The organism is uncultured Chitinophaga sp., assembly GCF_937898475.1.
Lineage (GTDB): Bacteria > Bacteroidota > Bacteroidia > Chitinophagales > Chitinophagaceae > Chitinophaga.
This window is the reverse complement of sequence record NZ_CALEJS010000037.1, coordinates 1-18682: the sequence shown is the minus strand read 5'-3', so window position 1 is coordinate 18682 and position 18682 is coordinate 1. Positions and strand designations below refer to the sequence as shown.

Below are 18682 nucleotides of genomic sequence, written 5' to 3'. Positions count from 1 at the left end.
CATTAACAGGCCTGTTACGGCTCATACAATCACTGTTCACCAAGAGGAACTGTTGCCGTTAGGCAATTAATAATGAATAATGAATAATGAATAATTAAGAATTGTGAAGGTGTGCTCCAGGTGGTGATTAATTAGTAGCACAGTATTTGCAAAACACTGTATTATTCAGCAAGCGTACAGGTATTAAATGAGTCGTAAGTTTATCACCCAACATGTATGGTTATTGGCAGGAGTATGTCTGATGATGGCCTGCAGGCATAAGAAGCCGCCCAGGCAGCAGGTGATCGTAAAGAATGTAAAAGAGCTGCACGAAGCTATCCCGGAGAATATAGCGGAACGTTTGACGTATATGTCGGATAATAACGGCATGATGGAGGATAGTGTGCCTGCTGCTTCCGCAGCGTTGCAGTTCTTTTACGGACAGCAGAAAAATGAGCCGCAATGGTCTGAAAAGGGTGTTGCCGGCAGCAATGCCGATACGATGCTTTACCTGGTGCAGCATGCCATGGATGCGGGTTTGCTGCCGGAGCGCTATCACGGCGGAGCGCTGACCGCTGCCATGTACCAGATCAAAACAGACAGCAATGCCCGTAAAGACGCGGCCCTCTGGGCAAAAGTAGATGTGATGCTGTCTGACGCTTTCATGAAAATGGCTTCTCACCTGCATTTTGGCCTGGCCCCAAGGGATAGTATTACCCTTCGTACAGACTCCGTGTTCACTGATATTACACTGGCAAATATGCTGCAACAGGCCTTGCAGCAAAAGAACATACGGGCAACCCTGCAGCAGCTGGAGCCGCCGCACCGCGCTTACCATACCCTCAGGCAGCAATTGCTGGCTTTCCGTGAAAAATACCAGGGGCTCCGGTGGGATACCATCCCCGATAGCTACACGGATACCCCGGCATTTAAACAGCAGTTGCTGAACAGGTTAGTACAGGGCGCCTATGTAGATACCAGCGGCAGGGCCGGTGATACCAGCCTTTTGAAAGACGGTATCAAGGCCTTTCAGCGGGAGTTTAACCTGTACCCCGATGGCGTGGCTGGTAAAAAGACCCGCCAGATGCTGAACCGCAGCCTGTACGATTGGCAGGTGCAGATAGCCCTCAACCTGGAACGCTGGCGTAAAATGCCGGATTCCCTGCCCAACCGCTTTATACTGGTGAATGTACCCGCCTACCAGCTGACCGTGGTAGACAGCGGGGAAGTGGTATTACGTTCGCGCGTGATCGTTGGGGCGCCCGGTACGCGTACGCCCTTACTCAATTCCAGGATGGCCAATTTCATGATGTTCCCCTACTGGCGGGTACCCTACAGTATTGTGTTCAGGGAAATGCTGCCCGCTATCAGGAAGAATATCAATTACCTGGCAGACAAGAACCTGGAGGTGATAGACCGCCACGGCAATGCCGTAGATCCCTATACGATAGACTGGACTAAACTGAACAAGGAACATTTTCCGTATGTGCTGCGGCAGATGGATGGAGTAGATAATTCGCTTGGCATAATGAAGTTCAACTTCGTGAATAAATACAGTGTATACCTGCACGATACCAATAACCGCAGCCTGTTCAAAAATAATTACCGGGCCCTCAGCCACGGCTGTGTGAGGGTACAGGAGTGGGATAGCCTGGCCATGTACCTCATACAGGATGATACCCTGCGTCATACACGCGACAGCGTGCGACGCTGGCTGGCGATGCAGGAAAAGAAACAGGTAAATTTCTCCCGCCGCGTTCCTATTTACATCCGTTATTTTTCAGCTGATGTGCAGGATGAACGCCTGCTGTTCTACGAAGATATTTATGGAGAGGACAGGCGGCTGCGCAAACTAATAGGATACTAAACGTTTGAGCGTTTGAAGGCGTCCGGGTAGGGGAGATGCTTTTCAGACCTTCAGTTCCCCTGAAAAAAGGAGCGTTTGAAAGTTGAAAGGACCAACTGTTTCAGTTGGACACCTTCAGACTTTCAAACGCTCAAACTTTTAAACTACTTATTTATTTTTTGAGTTTTGCTTTCAGGGCATTGTCCAGTTCCTGCAGGAATTCTTCTGTGTACAGGAAGTGTTTGCCGTGTTCCACTTTGTTGCCGTGGATACATACGGCCAGGTCTTTGGTCATTTTACCGCTTTCCACTACTTCCACGCACACCTGTTCCAGGGCCTGGCAGAAGTTGATCAGCTCCTGGTTATTGTCTAGGCGTCCGCGGAACTCAAGGCCACGGGTCCAGGCAAAGATGGAAGCGATCGGGTTGGTAGAGGTAGGCTTGCCAGCCTGGTGATCGCGGTAGTGACGGGTAACGGTACCGTGAGCAGCTTCTGCTTCCATTACCTTACCGTCTGGCGTGATCAGGGTGGAGGTCATCAGGCCCAGGGAGCCGAAACCTTGTGCTACGGTATCAGATTGTACGTCGCCATCGTAGTTCTTACAGGCCCATACAAAGTTACCGTTCCATTTCAGGGCGCTGGCCACCATGTCATCGATCAGGCGATGCTCATACACCAGCTTGTGTTTGTCAAACTCGGCTTTGAACTCGTTCTGGTAAATTTCTTCAAAGATGTCTTTGAAGCGGCCATCATATTTTTTCAGGATGGTGTTCTTGGTGCTCAGGTACAGCGGCCATTTCTTCATGAGGGCCTGGTTAAAGCAGGCGCGTGCGAAGCCTTTGATAGACTCGTCTGTATTGTACATAGCCAGGGCAACACCGTCTCCTTTGAAGTTGTATACTTCGTGCTGGATCGTTTCGCCGTTCTCACCTTCAAAAGTGATGGTCAGTTTGCCTTTGCCTTTGGTTACAAAGTCGGTAGCGCGGTACTGGTCGCCAAATGCGTGACGGCCTATACAGATAGGAGCGGTCCAGTTGGGCACCAGGCGCGGAACGTTGGCAGTAACGATGGGCTCACGGAATACGGTACCATCCAGGATGTTGCGGATAGTGCCGTTGGGCGACTTCCACATCTGTTTCAGGTTGAATTCCTTTACACGGGCTTCATCGGGGGTGATGGTAGCGCATTTGATACCTACGCCGATCTCTCTGATCGCGTTGGCGGCATCTACCGTTACCTGGTCGTTGGTAGCATCGCGGTGCTCAATGCCCAGGTCGTAGTATTTGATATCAACATCCAGGTAGGGGAGTATCAGCTTGTCTTTAATGAATTTCCAGATGATCCGTGTCATCTCATCTCCGTCCAGTTCCACAACCGGATTAGCGACTTTGATCTTTTCTGCCATTTCAGGTGAGTTTTTTAGATTTTAATAAGGTTATCTACAACTATTCAAGCAAGTAAAACCTAAATATAAATTCCAAAATCCAAAATCCAAATTCCAAAAGCACTTTGTTTTCCAGCCGTTTACTTCAGGTAAGTGCTTTCATGCGTGGTGTTTGGATGTTGGATGTTGGAATTTGGAATTTGGATTTTCTACAGTTGTTTGATGATTTCGTCTGCAAATTCGCTGGTTGATACCAGGGTGGCATCATCCATCAGCTTATAGAAATCTATGGTCACCCGTTTGCGCATAATGGCAGTGCTCAGGCCATGCACGATAATATCGGCAGCTTCTTTCCAGCCCATGTATTCCAGCATCATCACGCCGCTCAGTATTACGGAAGAAGGGTTCATAGAATTGGTATTGGCAAAGCGGGGCGCTGTGCCGTGGGTAGCTTCGAAAACAGCGTGCCCGGTGCTGTAGTTAATGTTACCGCCCGGGGCAATGCCTATACCGCCTACTGCTGCAGCGGCAGCATCGGAGATGTAGTCGCCGTTCAGGTTCAGGGTGGCTACCACGCTGAACTCCTGGGGAGCCAGCAGTATCTGTTGGAGGAAGTTGTCTGCAATTACGTCTTTGATCAGGATCTTCTTATGCGCCAGGGCAATGTTCATTTCCTGGTTGGCGGCCTCTTCGCCCTTGTCTTTTTTGGTGGCTTCCCATTCTTCCCAGGTATATACCTGGTCGCCGAACTCCTGTTTGGCCAGGGCATAGCCCCAGTTTTTGAAGCCCCCTTCGGTAAACTTCATGATGTTGCCTTTATGTACCAGGGTTACGGAGGGCAGTTTATGCTCAACGGCGTAGCGGATAGCTGAACGGATCAGCCTTTCAGAACCTTCCTTGGATACCGGTTTGATACCCAGGGAGGAGGTTTCGGGGAAGCGTATCTTTTTCACGCCCAGCTCATTCTGCAGGAAGTGCAGCAGTTTCTGCGCTTCGGGCGTACCGTACATATATTCAATACCGGCATAGATATCTTCTGTGTTCTCGCGGAATATCACCATATTCACGTGCTCGGGATGCCTGAGGGGAGAGGGCACTTTGTTGAACCAGCGTACCGGCCTTACACAGGCGTACAGGTCCAGTTCCTGGCGCATGGCCACGTTCAGTGAGCGGATGCCGCCGCCTACCGGGGTGGTGAGAGGCCCTTTGATAGATACCAGGTATTCTTTCAGGGCTGCCAGGGTGGCTGCCGGCAACCATTCTCCGGTTTGCTGGAAGGCTTTTTCGCCTGCCAGTACCTCTTTCCATTCAATCCTGCGTGCACCGCCATAAGCTTTTTCCACAGCGGCGTCGAATACCCGTACGCTGGCCCGCCAGATGTCGGGTCCTATACCGTCGCCTTCAATGAAAGGAATAATAGCATGGTCGGGAACTTTTAACTGCCCATTGGTCATTAAGATCTTTTCTGCCGGCATAATACAATTACTTTATGTGATGTAATCGAGCGCAAAGGTAAAGCATTCTGATTTTTTTCGCCGGTCTTTTCCCGCCGTTTACCGGAACCCGGGTAATTTTAACCTAAATGGAGTTGAAGGGGGAGCGTTCACAGCATAGTTTTGTATCACAATTCTAAATATAATGGAAGATCAGAATACTATACAAAGACGGCGTAAGGGCACCTGGGGAGGATTGATACTCATAGTGATAGGCACATTTCTCTTTTTGCACAACCTGCACCTGGATGTACCCCGGTGGATCTTCTCGTGGAAGATGATACTGGTGGCGCTGGGCGTGCTGTTAGGCATCCGGCATAAGTTCAGGGGAGGACCCTGGCTGGTGATGATACTGGTAGGTGGTATTTTCCTGATGGAGGACATTATGCCTATGGAGCTCAATATCCGGCGGTATGGCTGGCCGCTGGTGCTGGTGGTGATAGGCATCTATATGCTGCTCAAACGACCTTACAGCCGGCGCTGGGAAGGCAGGGATGACAGGTGGTCCCGGGGCAGGCTCCCCGCCAGGCGGGCGCAGGGATGGAACGCCGGCTCTTACAACGAAAGCGTTCAGGGCCCCAACGGGGGCGACTACCTCAGCTGTACGGCCATTTTCGGCGGCGATAACCGGGTGGTATTGTCCAAAAATTTCCAGGGAGGCGATGTGACGGCCATCTTTGGCGGCTCTGAAGTAAACTTTACCCAGGCCGACTTCAACGGCAGAGTGGTGATAGAGACCACGGCTATTTTTGGCGGTATTGAACTGGTGGTACCGGCTAACTGGGAGGTAAAACTGGAGGTAAATACCATCTTTGGCGGCGTGGAAGAAAAACGCCCGCCGGAACTCATGACCCAGGACCCGGGGAAAGTACTGGTACTGAAAGGCCTCTGTATATTCGGCGGCATTGACATAAAAAGTTATTGATAAACCTGTATTCAAAGAAGACAAAGCCCCGTGCGGCTTCTTTAAACCCTTAAAATTAAGATTGTATGCGTTGGTATGTAGCAAAAATAGTTTACCAGATCATTTGCGGAACAGGCAACCATATGCCCCAGTTTGATGAACAGCTGCGGCTGATCAGTGCGGAGAGTAAACAGGAAGCAGCGCAAAAGGCGCGTGAAATTGGTCAGCAGGAACAATATGCCTTCAGGAACCAGCGCCAGGAACTGGTAGAATGGAAATTTATCAATGTACCGGAACTGCTCACCCTCGATCAGTTGTCTGACGGTATGGAGCTGTACTCCCGCATAGAAGAACCGGCCGACGCTACGGCGTATGTAGCGTGGCTGCAGATGAAGTCTACACAGTTGCAGGAGCAGCAGACGATTGAGATTTGAATTAAGAATTAACAATTAATAATTAAGAATTGCGGTGTGAGTGGTACATGAGATGATGGCAATACACTATTTGAAGTAAATCGTAATGGCTCAAAGACCTCTGGCAGATAAGTATTTCCGTTGGGTGATGGTGGTAACCACCTACATTGCAGTGCTGGTGTATGGTGTGCTGCTGATACAATGGTTTCACCTTAGCCCGGTTACAGCCTGGGTGGATAGTGCGGTGCATATTCTGCTGCTGTCGGCTAAGGTGAGCATCATCACGCAGAACCTGGCTTATTACCGTCCGGCTAAGGGGAAGTACATCTTTGTACTTTCTTATAGTACGGTGCTGTCTGCCATATGGCTGGCCATCACTTACTGGCTGCTGAGATTAATCTTTCCGCAGGAGCGCGGCTATACTGAATGGCTGAACGAAGCTATGCCGGTACATTTTATTGTGGCCTGGCTGGTGATCACTGCCATGGGGGTTAAAGCCCTGGTATGGTATGATATGGCCGAGCAGAAAGAAGAAGGACAACGCCGGGAAGCCGCTGAAAGACTGTCAAGGGAAGCAGAGCTGTATAAACTCCGGCAGCAGCTGCAGCCGCATTTTCTCTTCAACAGCCTGAACTCTATCAATGCGCTGATCGCCATTCGTCCGCAGCAGGCGCGTGAGATGGTGCTGAAGCTGTCTGATTTTTTGCGCGGTACACTCAAAAGGGAAGACCAGCACTGGATACCGCTGCCCGAAGAACTGCAATACCTGCAATGGTACCTGGATATTGAAAAGGTGCGCTTTGGCCACCGCCTTTCTACCGAGGTAAAGTCCACACCTGAATCAGAACTGTTGCAGATGCCGCCCATGCTTTTGCAGCCCGTTGTGGAAAATGCCATTAAGTTTGGCCTGTACGACACAACTGATGCGATCACCATCACCATAGCAGCCTGGCAGCAGGATGATATGCTGTACGTGCAGGTAAAGAACCCGTACGACAGCGCATTACAGCAGCCTAACAGGGGCACGGGCTTTGGCCTCAGCTCCATCCGCCGCAGGCTGTACCTCCTGTTTGCCCGTCATGATCTGCTGGAAACCAGCAGTGACCAACACATTTTTACTACCTTAATTAAAGTGCCTCAGACGTATGATAAAAGCCATAATAATTGATGACGAGCCGCTGGCCCGGGAAGTCGTGAAAGAATACCTGCAGTCCTTTCCACAGGTACAGGTACTGCAGGAGTGTAACGACGGCTTCGAAGGACTCAAAGCTGTTCAGCAGCATCAGCCCGATATCCTGTTCCTCGATGTCCAGATGCCTAAGATCAATGGCTTCGAGATGCTGGAACTGGTGGAGGAACTGCCGGCCGTTATATTCACCACCGCTTTTGAAGAGCATGCGATCCGCGCCTTTGAAGTGAATGCAGTGGATTACCTGCTGAAGCCTTTCTCAAAAGATCGTTTTGAAAAAGCCCTTCAGAAATGGCTGGCCAGCCGTGCGGCTGCTACCACCGCTGCGCCCCCGCAAACAAGCCAGCTGCTGGAAACAGCCGCTGCTTCCATACCCACACAAAGCAACCGCATTGTGGTAAAGATCAATGGCAAGATCAAGATCATTCCCGTGCAGGAGGTACATTACCTGGAAGCGGCAGATGATTATGTAAAGATCATTACCCAGGAGGGCGCTTTCCTCAAGAACAAAACCATGGCCTTCTTTGAGCAAACGCTGGACCCTCAGCAGTTTGCCCGCGTACATCGTTCATATATATTGAACGTGAACCAGGTAACACGTATAGAGCCTTATGAAAAAGAGAACCACCTGGCCATTCTGAGAACCGGCGCCAAAGTGCCCGTGAGCAAAACGGGTTATCCCAGGTTGAAAACAGCTTTGGGGTTGTAGAGCCTGAAGTATCCTATGAACATTATGCTGCTGGTGACGGATATGGAAAAGATACGGGCAGCAACCTGGAAACAGGCCATTTAATCTGTATATAAACGGGCTGTCTCAATTTCCTGGGGCAGCCCTCGTTTTATTTGACATTTATTATTATTTTAAGCCTTCCGCAGGCTTATCCTGCTTACCACGTCATCATGAAGAAAAATATTTTCATGGCCGCTATCATCACTGCCGGCCTGCTATCGAACACGATCACTTATGCACAGGGTTTCCTCAGAGCTTCCGGAACCCGTATTGTCAACGAGAAAAATGAGAATGTCCTGCTCAGGGGAATGGGCCTCGGCGGATGGATGCTGCAGGAGGGCTACATGCTGCGTGTTAACGGACCGGGACAGCAGCACAGGATCCGCGAACGGATACAGGAGCTGACAGACCCTGAAACAACACAGGCCTTTTACGATGCCTGGCTGGCTAACCACACACGTAAACAGGATATTGATTCGCTGAAAGCCTGGGGCTTCAATTCAGTGCGGTTGCCGATGCATTACAACCTGTACACGCTGCCGGTGGAAAAGGAACCGGTAGCCGGGCAAAACACCTGGCTGGAAAAAGGGTTTGCGCTTACAGACAGTTTGCTGGCCTGGTGTAAGGCGAATGATATGTACCTCATCCTGGATCTGCATGCGGCACCGGGCGGACAAGGCAATGACCTGAACATCAGCGACCGCGATACTGCACAGCCGTCGCTGTGGGACAGCCGCGCGCAGCAGGAGAAGACCATCGCCCTCTGGCGCAAGCTGGCAGACCGTTACAAGGATGAGCCCTGGATTGGCGCTTACGATATTCTGAATGAACCTAACTGGGGATTTGATGATCCTGTCAATGACAAGAACGGCACAAAGGAAAAAACGAATGCGCCGCTGAAAAAGCTGATGCAGGAGATCACGGCCGCCATCCGCGAAGTGGATAAAAAACATATCATCATCATCGAAGGCAACGGCTGGGGTAATAATTACAACGGCATACTGCCGCCCTGGGACAATAACATGGTGCTGAGCTATCACAAGTACTGGAACTTCAATGATGAGGCGTCTATCCGGCATATCCTCAAAGCCAGAACGGAGTATAATATACCGGTGTGGCTGGGAGAAACCGGTGAGAACTCCAATGTCTGGTTCACAGCTGCCATCCGCCTGCTGGAAAGCAATAACATCGGCTGGTCATGGTGGCCGCTGAAAAAGCTGGGTAACAACAACCCGCTGCAGATACCTGTGAACCCACAGTATCAGCAGATAATAGATTTCTGGGCAGGCAAAGGGCCCAAACCCTCCAAAGAAGATGCTGCCAAAGGTGTGATGCAGCTGGCAGCTGATACTAAAACGGAACGCAACATTTTTCACCGTGATGTAGTGGATGCCATGATCCGTCAGCCGTTTCAGCCTGCAGCGCTGCCTTACCAGGCGAATATCATTGCAGGCAACACTACGCTGGCTGCAGTGGATTATGACCTGGGCCCCAATGGCGTAGCCTATTATGATAAAGACAGCGCCAATTACCGCGTGTCAGATCCGAAGCTACAGGGCGGTAACCGCGGCCGTGTATACCGCAATGATGGTGTGGATATCAGGGACGAAGATGGGTATATTGTCAGCAATTTTGAGGGCGGCGAGTGGCTGCAGTATACGCTGCAGGTGCGGCAGGAAGGGAATTATACCATTTCCCTGCAGCCGGGTACAGATAAAGCTGGCATATGGCTGGATGGAAAAAAGATAAGCGGAAAAACGAAGCTTAAAAAGGGCAGGCACATATTGCGTGTGCAGGTGGATGAGGGAGAGATCAGTCTGAAATCAATCAGTTTCACTAAGGAATAAAAGCAAAAAGGGGCCGTCGGTAGATCGGCCCCTTTTTTTATGGCAAGTATATGGGCTAGTTCAGTGAGTCTGCGTGCTGCTGTACAAATGCCCGGAAGGCTTCTTTTGTCCAGCTGATATAGTCTTCCAGGTTTATACCCAGTTTTTCGTCGCGTTGTATTTCCTTCACATCACGAACATCCCAATATCCTTTCGCAAGCGATTGGATATTAACTTCCGTTTCCTGCCTGGCAGGACTGTAATCTTCGGGATAACTTAAATAGTTACCAATAGCTAATTCCTGGATGTTGTTCTTAACATATTCTTTACTATTCTTAGACATGGCTAAATAACATTTGGTTCGCCATGTATAGTTCAAACATTGTTCCGGTTTGGCACGGGTGCGGAGTATATTAAGAAAGCTTTATACTAATGTTTTGTTAAAAGCGTGCTGCTAAAGCCCGCTGAATAAGCGTTCCAGCTTTTCTTTCTTCAGTATTTTCTGGGCCTGCTCTCCGGTAGCGATGAGCTGTTTACCTGTTCTGGCCTCAAAGCTGCAGATAATTTCATGGCCCTGCAGTTGCCTGATGGTAGCTGTAAACGTAACGCTGCTGCCTATTTTAGCCGGTGCGCGGTGTTGTACACTGATCATGGTGCCAATACCTTCTTCATCGGCTTCTTTCATGTCCAGAACAAACAGGCGGCAGCACCATTCTGCATCTCTTGCCAGCGCAAAGGTGCTATATACCGGGTGTACCATATTGTTGTCAAAGGCGGCGCAGTCTTCTTCCCGCACTACGCGGGTAAAATGCCGCTGATCGCCTGGTTGAAAAGTATGTTGCATGGCAATAAAGCAGTTTTATTGTACCACCAGCACCGGCACTTTTACCTGGTGCCTTACTTCATTGGCGGTAGCCCCGAATATCCAGTCTTTAATACCCCTGTGACCATGACCGCCCATTACAAGGAAATCAATTTTTTCTTCCTTCACAATGCGAACAATTTCCTTGGCAGGATGCCGGTAACCCAGTATGCCCCTGGCCCTGATATTATGCTGTCGCAGCAGTGCGAGATAGGTATCCAGCTGCTCCTGGTCTTTGCGGGTTTCAAGGTCATCTGAATCTTTTCCGAAGTATTTGGCGGAAGCACTTTCTACTACGTGTATCAGCAGGTATTCCGTTTGTTCATTACCGTAGGCCACGGCGTTGGTGATCACTTTTTCATCGTGCCTGCTGAAGTCCAGCGCCATGGCGATGCGGAAGTATTCCGGTTTTTCCATGGTGCCCAGTGACAGCTGCGAAGGGTGGATGCGCACGCTAGCCGTTTGCCGGTATTTATTCAGCAGGGGGTATACCACGGTGATGATCAGCAGGACAAGAAAGCCGATGCCGCCGGCAATAATGAGGGCGTCTATCCAGCCATTGCCATCGCGGCTGATATAATCGAATGCGCCGGTGAACACCATACGGAGGTTGAGGTATACCAGTATAGCGGTGATCAGCCAGCTGACGAGCTTTGTAAATGGTTTAACGGCATATGACCCCATGGTGTTCTTATCGCTCACAAAATGGATGAGGGGAATGATGGCAAAGCCCAGTTGCAGGCTGAGCAGCACCTGGCTGAAAACAAGCAGTTCGCCTACTTTATCATCGCCTGCCAGGAGGATGGTGAGCAGCGCCGGAACAATGGCCAGCAGGCGGGTAAGCAGGCGGCGCAGCCATGGGTTGATACGCAGCTGGAGGTAACCTTCCATCACGATCTGCCCCGCGAGGGTGCCGGTCACCGTGGAGCTCTGTCCCGCGGCAATCAGCGCTACGGCAAAGAGGACAGGCGCTACTTTACTGCCCAGCAGTTGTTCCAGCAGCTGGTGGGCGTCCTGTATTTCGGCAATGTCGGTGCGGCCGGTTTTAAAGAACACGGTGGCCGCCAGTATGAGTATGGCTGCGTTCACAAAGAAGGCCAGGTTGAGCGCAACGGTGCTGTCTATAAAGTTGAGCTTGAGCGCCTGCCTGATGCCCTTGTCGTCGCGTTGTATCTTGCGCGTTTGCACCAGGGCGGAATGCAGGTACAGGTTATGCGGCATAACGGTAGCGCCGATGATGCCGATGGCGATGTACAGCGCTGTATTATCCGGGATCACCGGCACAAAACCGGTCACCACTTCAGACATCACGGGCCTGGCCATCACCAGTTCTGCCAGGAAGGAAATACCTACGATGGCTACCAGGCTGATGATGAAAGCTTCCATTTTGCGGATGCCATAGCGCTGTAATATCAGCAGCAGAAAAGTATCCAGCACGGTGATGCTTACGCCATAGGCCAGTGGCAGCCCGGTGAGCAGCTGTATACCGATGGCCATGCCCAGCACTTCTGCCAGATCGCAGGCGGCGATGGCAATTTCTGCCAGCACATAAAGCAGGAAATTGATAGTAGGAGGGTAGGTTTCGCGGTTTGCCTGAGCGAGGTCGCGGCCACGGACAATGCCCAGGCGGGCGCTCAGGCTTTGCAGCAGCAGGGCCATGAGGTTGCTCATCAGCAGCACCCATAGCAGTTTGTAACCGTATTGGCTGCCCCCCGCGAGGTCTGTGGCCCAGTTGCCGGGATCCATATAGCCTACGCTCACCAGGTAGGCAGGCCCGAAAAAGGATAATAATTTTTTCCAGCGCGAACGTGCGGTTGTGTCTATACTCTGATGTACTTCACTCAGCGATGTAGCAGTATGGTCCATATACGTATGAGCTTACACCGGTCTTACCATGATGTTTTTGCTTACCTGTTCACTGATGGTAAAAGCCGGTTGATTCCTGATCTTTATTTCAATTGAGTTATCAAATTCGTAACGCTCTATTATTTCCAGCTGGGTACCCAGGCGGATGCCTTTGGCGGTAAGGAATTCCAGCAGGGCGGTGGATTTATCGGATACGGCTGTTACCTCCAGGCGTTTGGTGCGCGCCTGATCCAGCGATACCTGTGTGCGTTGCTTTCCCATTTTGCCCTGGGCATCGGGAATGGGGTCGCCATGGGGGTCGATGACCGGGTTGCCGAGGAATTCACTGAGGCGGTTGGTCAGTTTCTCGCTTCTTACATGTTCCAGTTCTTCCGCCAGTTCGTGCACCTCTTCCCAGCTGAAATCCAGTTTCTCTACCAGGAAGCATTCCCACAGGCGATGCCGCCGTATAATATGCAGCGCGGCTTTTTTACCTTCGGCGGTAAGGCTGATACCCTGGTATTTCTCATAATCTATCAGTTTCTTTTCTTTCAGCTTCTTGGCCATGTCTGTAACGGAAGCGGGCTTGGTATCCAGCTCATAGGCCAGTCCTGTTGTGGTCACGCCATCCGTTGTTTCTTCCAGCTTGTAAATAGATTTGATGTAATTCTCCTCAGCTACCGATAAATTCATAAGGTCTAAAATAAAATTTAGACAAATCTAACTTAGAAATTCCAAATACCAAATACCAAATTCCAAAATGAAGAAGTTGGCATATAGTTGGTATTTTGAAAAAGATGGCATGTGTAAGTTTAAATCTGGTATTTGGAACTTGGAATTTGGTATTTGGAATTTAGTATCTGGTATCCGGAACTTGGAATTTTTTAACTTATATATCAAAATTTTCTTTAACTTTTGGGCGGTTAAATTGTAAAATGCGCATGAACAGGTTGTTAGCATTATTACTGGCAGTGGTTATGCTGGCAGGTTGTAAGTCTAAGGAAAAGCAAACGAAGGGCGACCGTCCGCTCACATTTGCAGATTTCAGCGCCTTATTTCCCGAACAGCAGGTTCCTTACCGGCTGCAGGCGGACTCCCTGGGGCAGCAACGCCCTACGGATTCGCTGGCACTGAAAAAGGACCTATTGCGGCAATTCCTCAGCGATTCCCTGGGTGTGGCAGATTTTCCCAAAGCTGCGGCGGTCCGCTTTTTTCCGCTGGCACACCTGGCGTCAGATAACCTGCATTATTTTGTAGTACTGGCGGCAGATAAAACGAATATAGCCGCCTATCTCTGCCTGGTGAGCCCCAAGGGGCAATACCTGAACCAAATGCTGGTAGCCAGGAAGAATACGGGCAGTAAGGAAAACATCAGCTTTACGCTGGACAACCGCTTCCTGGTGAAGATCAGTACGGAGAAGGAGCTGAGCCCATCGCGCAGCTCCCTGAAAGAAGATTTCTATACCGCCGCTGCCGACGGAAAACTGACCCTGATCATGACCAATTCAAACGGGCCTGTCACACCCGGGCAGATCTTCAATCCCATTGATACCCTGCCGCGTAAACATAAATATTCTGCAGACTACAGCTCCGGCGATATGAGCATTGTATCCATCCGCGACGGGCAGGATCCTAAAACATTCCAGTTCTTTATCACCTTCTCTAAAGATAATGGCAGCTGTAAAGGCGAATTAGCCGGTGTGGGGCATTTTACCGGTCCTAACAGAGGTGAGTACAAGGATAAGGAAAGCTCCTGCGGCATCGCCTTCCAGTTCTCTTCCAGCCGGGTAAACATACATGAAACAGGCGGCTGCGGCGCCTACCGGGGAATACGGTGTTTTTTTGAGGGGAGTTTTAATAAGAAGAGACCTCAAAAAAATTGAGAATTAAGAATGAATAATCAATAATAAGTGAGCTGTGCGATAAGCTTGTTCCTTATGTCTTTCTACTATCAATTATTCATTCTTAATTATTAATCATTAATTATTGCTGCGGGAAAGCCGCATCTGCCTTTACCTCCTGGATCTGTTGGGTGTGGCGGTTGCTGTGGGTAGCAACAAGTATCAGGATCTGGTAGGCATCCATAGGGGAGCCCATGGGCATGTCTGCCACGTGGTTGCGAACATCATCGTTAGTGTTCTTGACGTAGTCGATGATCTTGTCGCGTTGTTCGGTGAAGGCCTGGATGGCTTCGGCAGTGGTGGAGAAAGAGCCTTTAGGCTGTATCTGCTCAGGCGCTTTGGCTTTTTTGCTGCGGTCGGCAATCATCTGGGTAAGGACTTCATCTGTTACTTTGATCTCTTTTCTTTTTTCGGGGTTAGCGGGTTGCGCCATGGCTTGTTGCTCCATACCAAAAAGTCCTTTTTCCGATACGGTAATGTGTTCCAGGCAGTCTGCCACAGACCAGCGGTCGGGCGCGGGTTTGAACTTCATCTGGGCATCGCTCAGGCCGTTTACCTCTTTGAGGAGATTTGCTTTTGTGTCTTCGAATTGTTTGACAATAGCGGCCCTTTCTTCCTGGGTCATGCCCTGGCCTTTAACGGCAAAAACAGCCAGTACGATCGCTACAAGTAAGAGAACTGTTCTTTTCATGGTGGTAAATTTTTAGAAACTGTGGGGTAAAGTTTGGCATAATTTACACCATTTCCCTGTGATGAGGGATATAATATCAATCAAGATGTGTTGACAGCAGATCCATAAAGGAGGCGCGGCTGATGAAGCGGGCGCCGAGGGAGGCCAGGTGCTCGGTATGTACCTGGCAGTCTATTAAAGCCAGGCCGCTGGCCTGCTCCGATTGTACAAAAGTGATAAAGGCCGCTTTGGAGGCATTGCTGACATGCGAGAACATGGATTCGCCAAAGAACACCCGGCCCATCCGCACGCCATAGAGACCGCCTACCAGCTGATCATCCAGCCAGCATTCTACAGAGGTGGCGTAGCCTTCCCGGTGCAGCCGCGTATAGGCTTCCTGCATGGGGTCTGTGATCCAGGTGCCGTCCTGTCCGCGGCGGTAGGTACAGCGGCAATGTCCTATTACGGCCTCGAAGTCCTGGTTCACGGTGATGCGGAACACCTGTTTTTTCAATACCTGTTTCATGCTGGCAGACACCTTCAGCTCTTCCGGGAAGAGCACAAAGCGGGGATCGGGGCTCCACCACAGTACGGGCGGTTTGCTATACCAGGGGAATATGCCGGACCGGTAGGCCAGTATCAGCCGGTCTATGGAAAGATCGCCTCCTGTGGCCAGCAGCCCGTCGGGCTCAGCCAGATGTACGGGGGGGAATTTGAGGTGTTGTGTAAGAGAAAATATCATTTTAACCTTCCACTGCTTCTTCAATAGTTGCGCTGATGCCCCTGTCAAGGAGCGCTTCGCACATGGGGCGCAGTTTAGTGTATTCGCCGTGTTTTACGGCGTATTTGCCATTGTAATGTATAAAAAGGGCGCATTGTTCTGCCTGTTCGGGGCTATGATCGCAAACCTCTATCAGCGATTGTATCACCCAGTCAAAGGTGTTAACATCATCATTCCACACAATAAGGCTGAACGGGAACTGCTCGTCTTCCGCAACTAGTATATCTTCCCATTCTTTAGTAACAGTGCCTGTTTCTGTACGCTGACTCATGATAATTTACATGGCTTTTTCGCAAAATTACAGTTAAAATCGGGAAAAGGTAGTAGTTGGCCTATAAACAATATTATGAGTTCGCTATTAATCATTAACGATTAATTATTAATTTGTAAGTTGCACCTGAACGTCTATGGAGGAGCTGAAAATTGAAAGTTTATGTATGTTTTGAAAGGCACAGTTTTATTATTGGATATTAGTCTGCCGTTAAAGGATCCTATCCCTATTTTTTCGCTGGTATTGTTCATTATCCTGCTGGCTCCCATTATTCTCCGCAAGTTCCGCATACCCAGTATTATTGGCCTTATACTGGCCGGTATGGCTATTGGCGACCATGGGTTTAAGATCATAGAAAAAGGCAGCATCGACCTTTTTGGTAAGGCAGGTTTATTATACATCATGTTCCTCGCAGGCCTGGAGCTGGATATGGCTGAATTCCGTAAGAACCGGTATCGCAGCCTGGTATTTGGCGCGTTCACTTTTTTCATACCGTTATTGTTGGGCTATATAGTATGCACCTATCTGTTGCACTTCAATTTTATGGCAGCACTGCTGGTGTCCAGTATGTTTGCCACGCATACCCTGGTAGCTTATCCGCTGGCCAGCCGCCTGGGCATTACCAAGAATGAGGCGGTAACAGTAACCGTGGGCGGTACCATTATAACGGATACAGCGGTGCTGTTGATCCTGGCTGCGATCACCGGCGCTGCATCCGGTCACCTGGATACTTATTTCTGGATCCGCCTGGGTGTATCGCTCGTTGTTTTCGCAGCGATCATCCTGTGGATATTCCCGATGATAGGGCGCTGGTTCTTTAAAAAGATCAAGGATGATAAAACGTCCCACTTCATCTTTGTACTGGCGCTGGTATTCCTGGCTGGTTTCCTGGCGGAACTGGCGGGTGTGGAGAGTATTATCGGGGCCTTCCTGGCAGGGTTGGCGCTAAACCAGCTGATACCGCATACCTCTGCTTTAATGAACCGTATTGCTTTTGTAGGCAATGCGCTGTTCATACCCTTCTTTTTGATCAGTGTAGGAATGCTGGTAGACCTCCGGGTGCTTTTAAAAGGACCTGAAGCGCTGATCATTGCCGCATCGTTAACGGCTATGGCCCTGCTGAGCAAATGGCTGGCCGCTTTCTTTACCCAGGTTTCCTTTCGCTACACTGTTCCGCAGCGCAACGTGATATTTGGTCTCAGCAGTGCACACGCTGCAGCCACGATCGCCGTTATACTGATCGGTTATAACATGGGTATCATCAATGAAAATGTATTGAATGGTACGGTGCTGCTGATACTGGTTACCTGCCTGGTAGGCTCTTTTGTTACAGAGAATGCAGGCCGCAGGGTAGCCATCCAGGAAGCGGAGCGTAAGCCTGAACCAGACAGTGAGCCGGAGCGTATATTGGTACCCGTATCCAATTCCGCGCGTTTGGAAGCCCTCCTTGATCTGGCGTTAATGATCAAGGATCCGCATGCGGATACGCCGGTGTATCCGTTGGCCGTAGTACAGGATGATGAAGAGGCGAAAGAAAAGATCCACCTCACCAATAAGATGATGGAAGCAGCGATTATACATGCCGCTGCTACCGAAAGTCATATTAAAGCCATCACCCGGGTTGACCTGAACGTGGCAGACGGTATTACCCGTGCGGCCAAAGAGCTGATGATCTCAGATGTGATCCTTGGCTGGACCGACAAGACCAGCACTACCGACCGCTTATTCGGTTCTATCTTCGGCACCACGCTGGATAACGTGCTGCGAAGTGTATGGGAGACCATCTATGTATGCGATTTTCATCATCCCATGAACACTGCTAAAAAGCTGGTGCTGGCGCTGCCGCGCAATACGGAATACGAAAAAGGTTTCCTGCACTACCTGCAAAAGATGCTGATGCTGGCCAAACAGATAGGCGCCCGTCCGCAGATCTATTGCCAGGAAAAAACGAAAGCAGCGGTGGAGGCATTTATCCAGTATGCCAAAATAAGCATGGAGGTGACCTTTAAACCCTTTGCAGACCTGGAGAATTTTCAGGCATTTTCCCGGGAGGTCAGCCGGGACGACCTGGTGGCTGTAGTTTCCGCCCGTAAAGGCACGTTGTCTTACAGTCCTTATATGGACCATATTCCTGCCAGGCTAAGCAGGTATTTCCGCGATAACAATATCATACTGATCTTCCCCGAACAAACGGAGATGGAGTACCTGGAAGCAGGGGTGCAGCCTGAAGACCTTACCCTTACTCCGATACAGGAGCAACTGGCTAACCTGAACAAGCTGGGTAAGGCAGTGAAGCGTATCCTGAAAGGCAAAAAATAGCAGCAGAAGAAGTGAAAAAAATTTGGTGAAATAAAAATAGTTTTTACCTTTGCAATCCCGTCAGACAAAAGGTCGCGGCGACAAAGAAAATGGGAGTTTAGCTCAGTTGGTTCAGCGCACTCCGACACAAGTCGGAGGGGTCGCGGTTCAGGAAGAGTGCTCCTAAAAGTTAAGTTCTAAATTTATTATGGGAGTTTAGCTCAGTTGGTTCAGCGCACTCCGACACAAGTCGGAGGGGTCGCGGTTCAGGAAGAGTGCTCCTAAAAGTT

17 protein-coding genes are annotated in these 18682 nt (G+C 50.0%); 8 read left to right on the top strand and 9 right to left on the bottom strand.

Going from position 1 to position 18682, the window contains the following annotated elements:
• Positions 1-187: 187 nt before the first annotated feature.
• Positions 188-1846 carry a L,D-transpeptidase family protein gene (locus Q0577_RS21680; protein ID WP_298740093.1) on the top strand — a complete coding sequence of 553 codons (1659 nt, stop codon included), beginning with the start codon at positions 188-190 and terminating at the stop codon, positions 1844-1846.
• Positions 1847-1997: 151 nt separating this feature from the next.
• On the opposite strand, the gene Q0577_RS21675 is transcribed toward Q0577_RS21680, so the two are convergent.
• Together Q0577_RS21675 and icd are read right to left on the bottom strand one after the other, a co-directional pair.
• A complete protein-coding gene (locus Q0577_RS21675) occupies positions 1998-3230 on the bottom strand; it encodes an NADP-dependent isocitrate dehydrogenase (protein ID WP_298740091.1) in 1233 nt (410 codons plus the stop codon).
• 188 nt (positions 3231-3418) lie between these two features.
• On the bottom strand, positions 3419-4684 hold the full coding sequence (gene icd, locus Q0577_RS21670) for an NADP-dependent isocitrate dehydrogenase (protein ID WP_298740089.1): 1266 nt from the start codon (positions 4682-4684) through the stop codon (positions 3419-3421).
• Between the two features lie 163 nt (positions 4685-4847).
• On the opposite strand from icd, the gene Q0577_RS21665 reads away from it, so the two are divergent.
• The 5 genes from Q0577_RS21665 to Q0577_RS21645 all read left to right on the top strand — a co-directional run bounded on the left by Q0577_RS21665 (position 4848) and on the right by Q0577_RS21645 (position 9785).
• Complete coding sequence (locus Q0577_RS21665) at positions 4848-5627, top strand: DUF5668 domain-containing protein (RefSeq protein WP_298740087.1); 780 nt, start codon at positions 4848-4850, stop codon at positions 5625-5627.
• 65 nt (positions 5628-5692) lie between these two features.
• Positions 5693-6040, top strand: coding sequence for a DUF4288 domain-containing protein (locus Q0577_RS21660; protein ID WP_298740085.1), 348 nt, complete (start codon positions 5693-5695; stop codon positions 6038-6040).
• An 85-nt stretch (positions 6041-6125) separates the two neighbouring features.
• Positions 6126-7187 (top strand): histidine kinase, encoded by a 1062-nt coding sequence (locus Q0577_RS21655; RefSeq protein ID WP_298740083.1) that lies wholly within the window; start codon positions 6126-6128, stop codon positions 7185-7187.
• Positions 7165-7917, top strand: a complete 753-nt coding sequence (locus tag Q0577_RS21650) for a LytTR family transcriptional regulator DNA-binding domain-containing protein (RefSeq protein WP_298740081.1) — start codon at positions 7165-7167, stop codon at positions 7915-7917. Before Q0577_RS21655 ends, Q0577_RS21650 begins: the two co-directional genes overlap by 23 nt.
• 191 nt (positions 7918-8108) lie before the next feature.
• Positions 8109-9785, top strand: a complete 1677-nt coding sequence (locus Q0577_RS21645) for a cellulase family glycosylhydrolase (RefSeq protein WP_298740080.1) — start codon at positions 8109-8111, stop codon at positions 9783-9785.
• Positions 9786-9840: 55 nt separating this feature from the next.
• On the opposite strand, the gene Q0577_RS21640 is transcribed toward Q0577_RS21645, so the two are convergent.
• The 4 genes from Q0577_RS21640 to Q0577_RS21625 form a co-directional block, all read right to left on the bottom strand.
• Positions 9841-10107, bottom strand: a complete 267-nt coding sequence (locus tag Q0577_RS21640) for a hypothetical protein (protein ID WP_298740078.1) — start codon at positions 10105-10107, stop codon at positions 9841-9843.
• A gap of 111 nt (positions 10108-10218) precedes the next feature.
• The gene (locus Q0577_RS21635) at positions 10219-10608 is read right to left on the bottom strand and encodes a hypothetical protein (RefSeq protein ID WP_298740076.1); all 390 of its coding nucleotides are present in this window, start codon (positions 10606-10608) and stop codon (positions 10219-10221) included.
• 15 nt (positions 10609-10623) lie between these two features.
• Positions 10624-12492, bottom strand: coding sequence for an Nramp family divalent metal transporter (locus tag Q0577_RS21630; RefSeq protein WP_298740074.1), 1869 nt, complete (start codon positions 12490-12492; stop codon positions 10624-10626).
• 12 nt (positions 12493-12504) lie between these two features.
• The gene (locus Q0577_RS21625) at positions 12505-13164 is read right to left on the bottom strand and encodes a metal-dependent transcriptional regulator (protein WP_298740073.1); all 660 of its coding nucleotides are present in this window, start codon (positions 13162-13164) and stop codon (positions 12505-12507) included.
• A gap of 248 nt (positions 13165-13412) precedes the next feature.
• Here Q0577_RS21625 and Q0577_RS21620 point away from each other — a divergent pair, with 248 nt between their 5' ends.
• On the top strand, positions 13413-14354 hold the full coding sequence (locus Q0577_RS21620) for a hypothetical protein (protein ID WP_298740071.1): 942 nt from the start codon (positions 13413-13415) through the stop codon (positions 14352-14354).
• Positions 14355-14454: 100 nt separating this feature from the next.
• Here the strand turns inward: Q0577_RS21620 and Q0577_RS21615 are convergent, their stop codons facing one another.
• From Q0577_RS21615 to Q0577_RS21605, 3 genes are all read right to left on the bottom strand, one after another.
• On the bottom strand, positions 14455-15063 hold the full coding sequence (locus tag Q0577_RS21615; RefSeq protein WP_298740069.1) for a DinB family protein: 609 nt from the start codon (positions 15061-15063) through the stop codon (positions 14455-14457).
• A 76-nt stretch (positions 15064-15139) separates the two neighbouring features.
• On the bottom strand, positions 15140-15784 hold the full coding sequence (gene aat / locus Q0577_RS21610; protein ID WP_298740067.1) for a leucyl/phenylalanyl-tRNA--protein transferase: 645 nt from the start codon (positions 15782-15784) through the stop codon (positions 15140-15142).
• A 1-nt stretch (position 15785) separates the two neighbouring features.
• Complete coding sequence (locus Q0577_RS21605) at positions 15786-16094, bottom strand: ATP-dependent Clp protease adaptor ClpS (protein WP_298740066.1); 309 nt, start codon at positions 16092-16094, stop codon at positions 15786-15788.
• Positions 16095-16256: 162 nt separating this feature from the next.
• Between Q0577_RS21605 and Q0577_RS21600 the strand changes: the two genes are divergently transcribed.
• Positions 16257-18413, top strand: a complete 2157-nt coding sequence (locus Q0577_RS21600; protein ID WP_298740064.1) for a cation:proton antiporter — start codon at positions 16257-16259, stop codon at positions 18411-18413.
• The last annotated feature ends 269 nt before the right edge of the window (positions 18414-18682 follow it).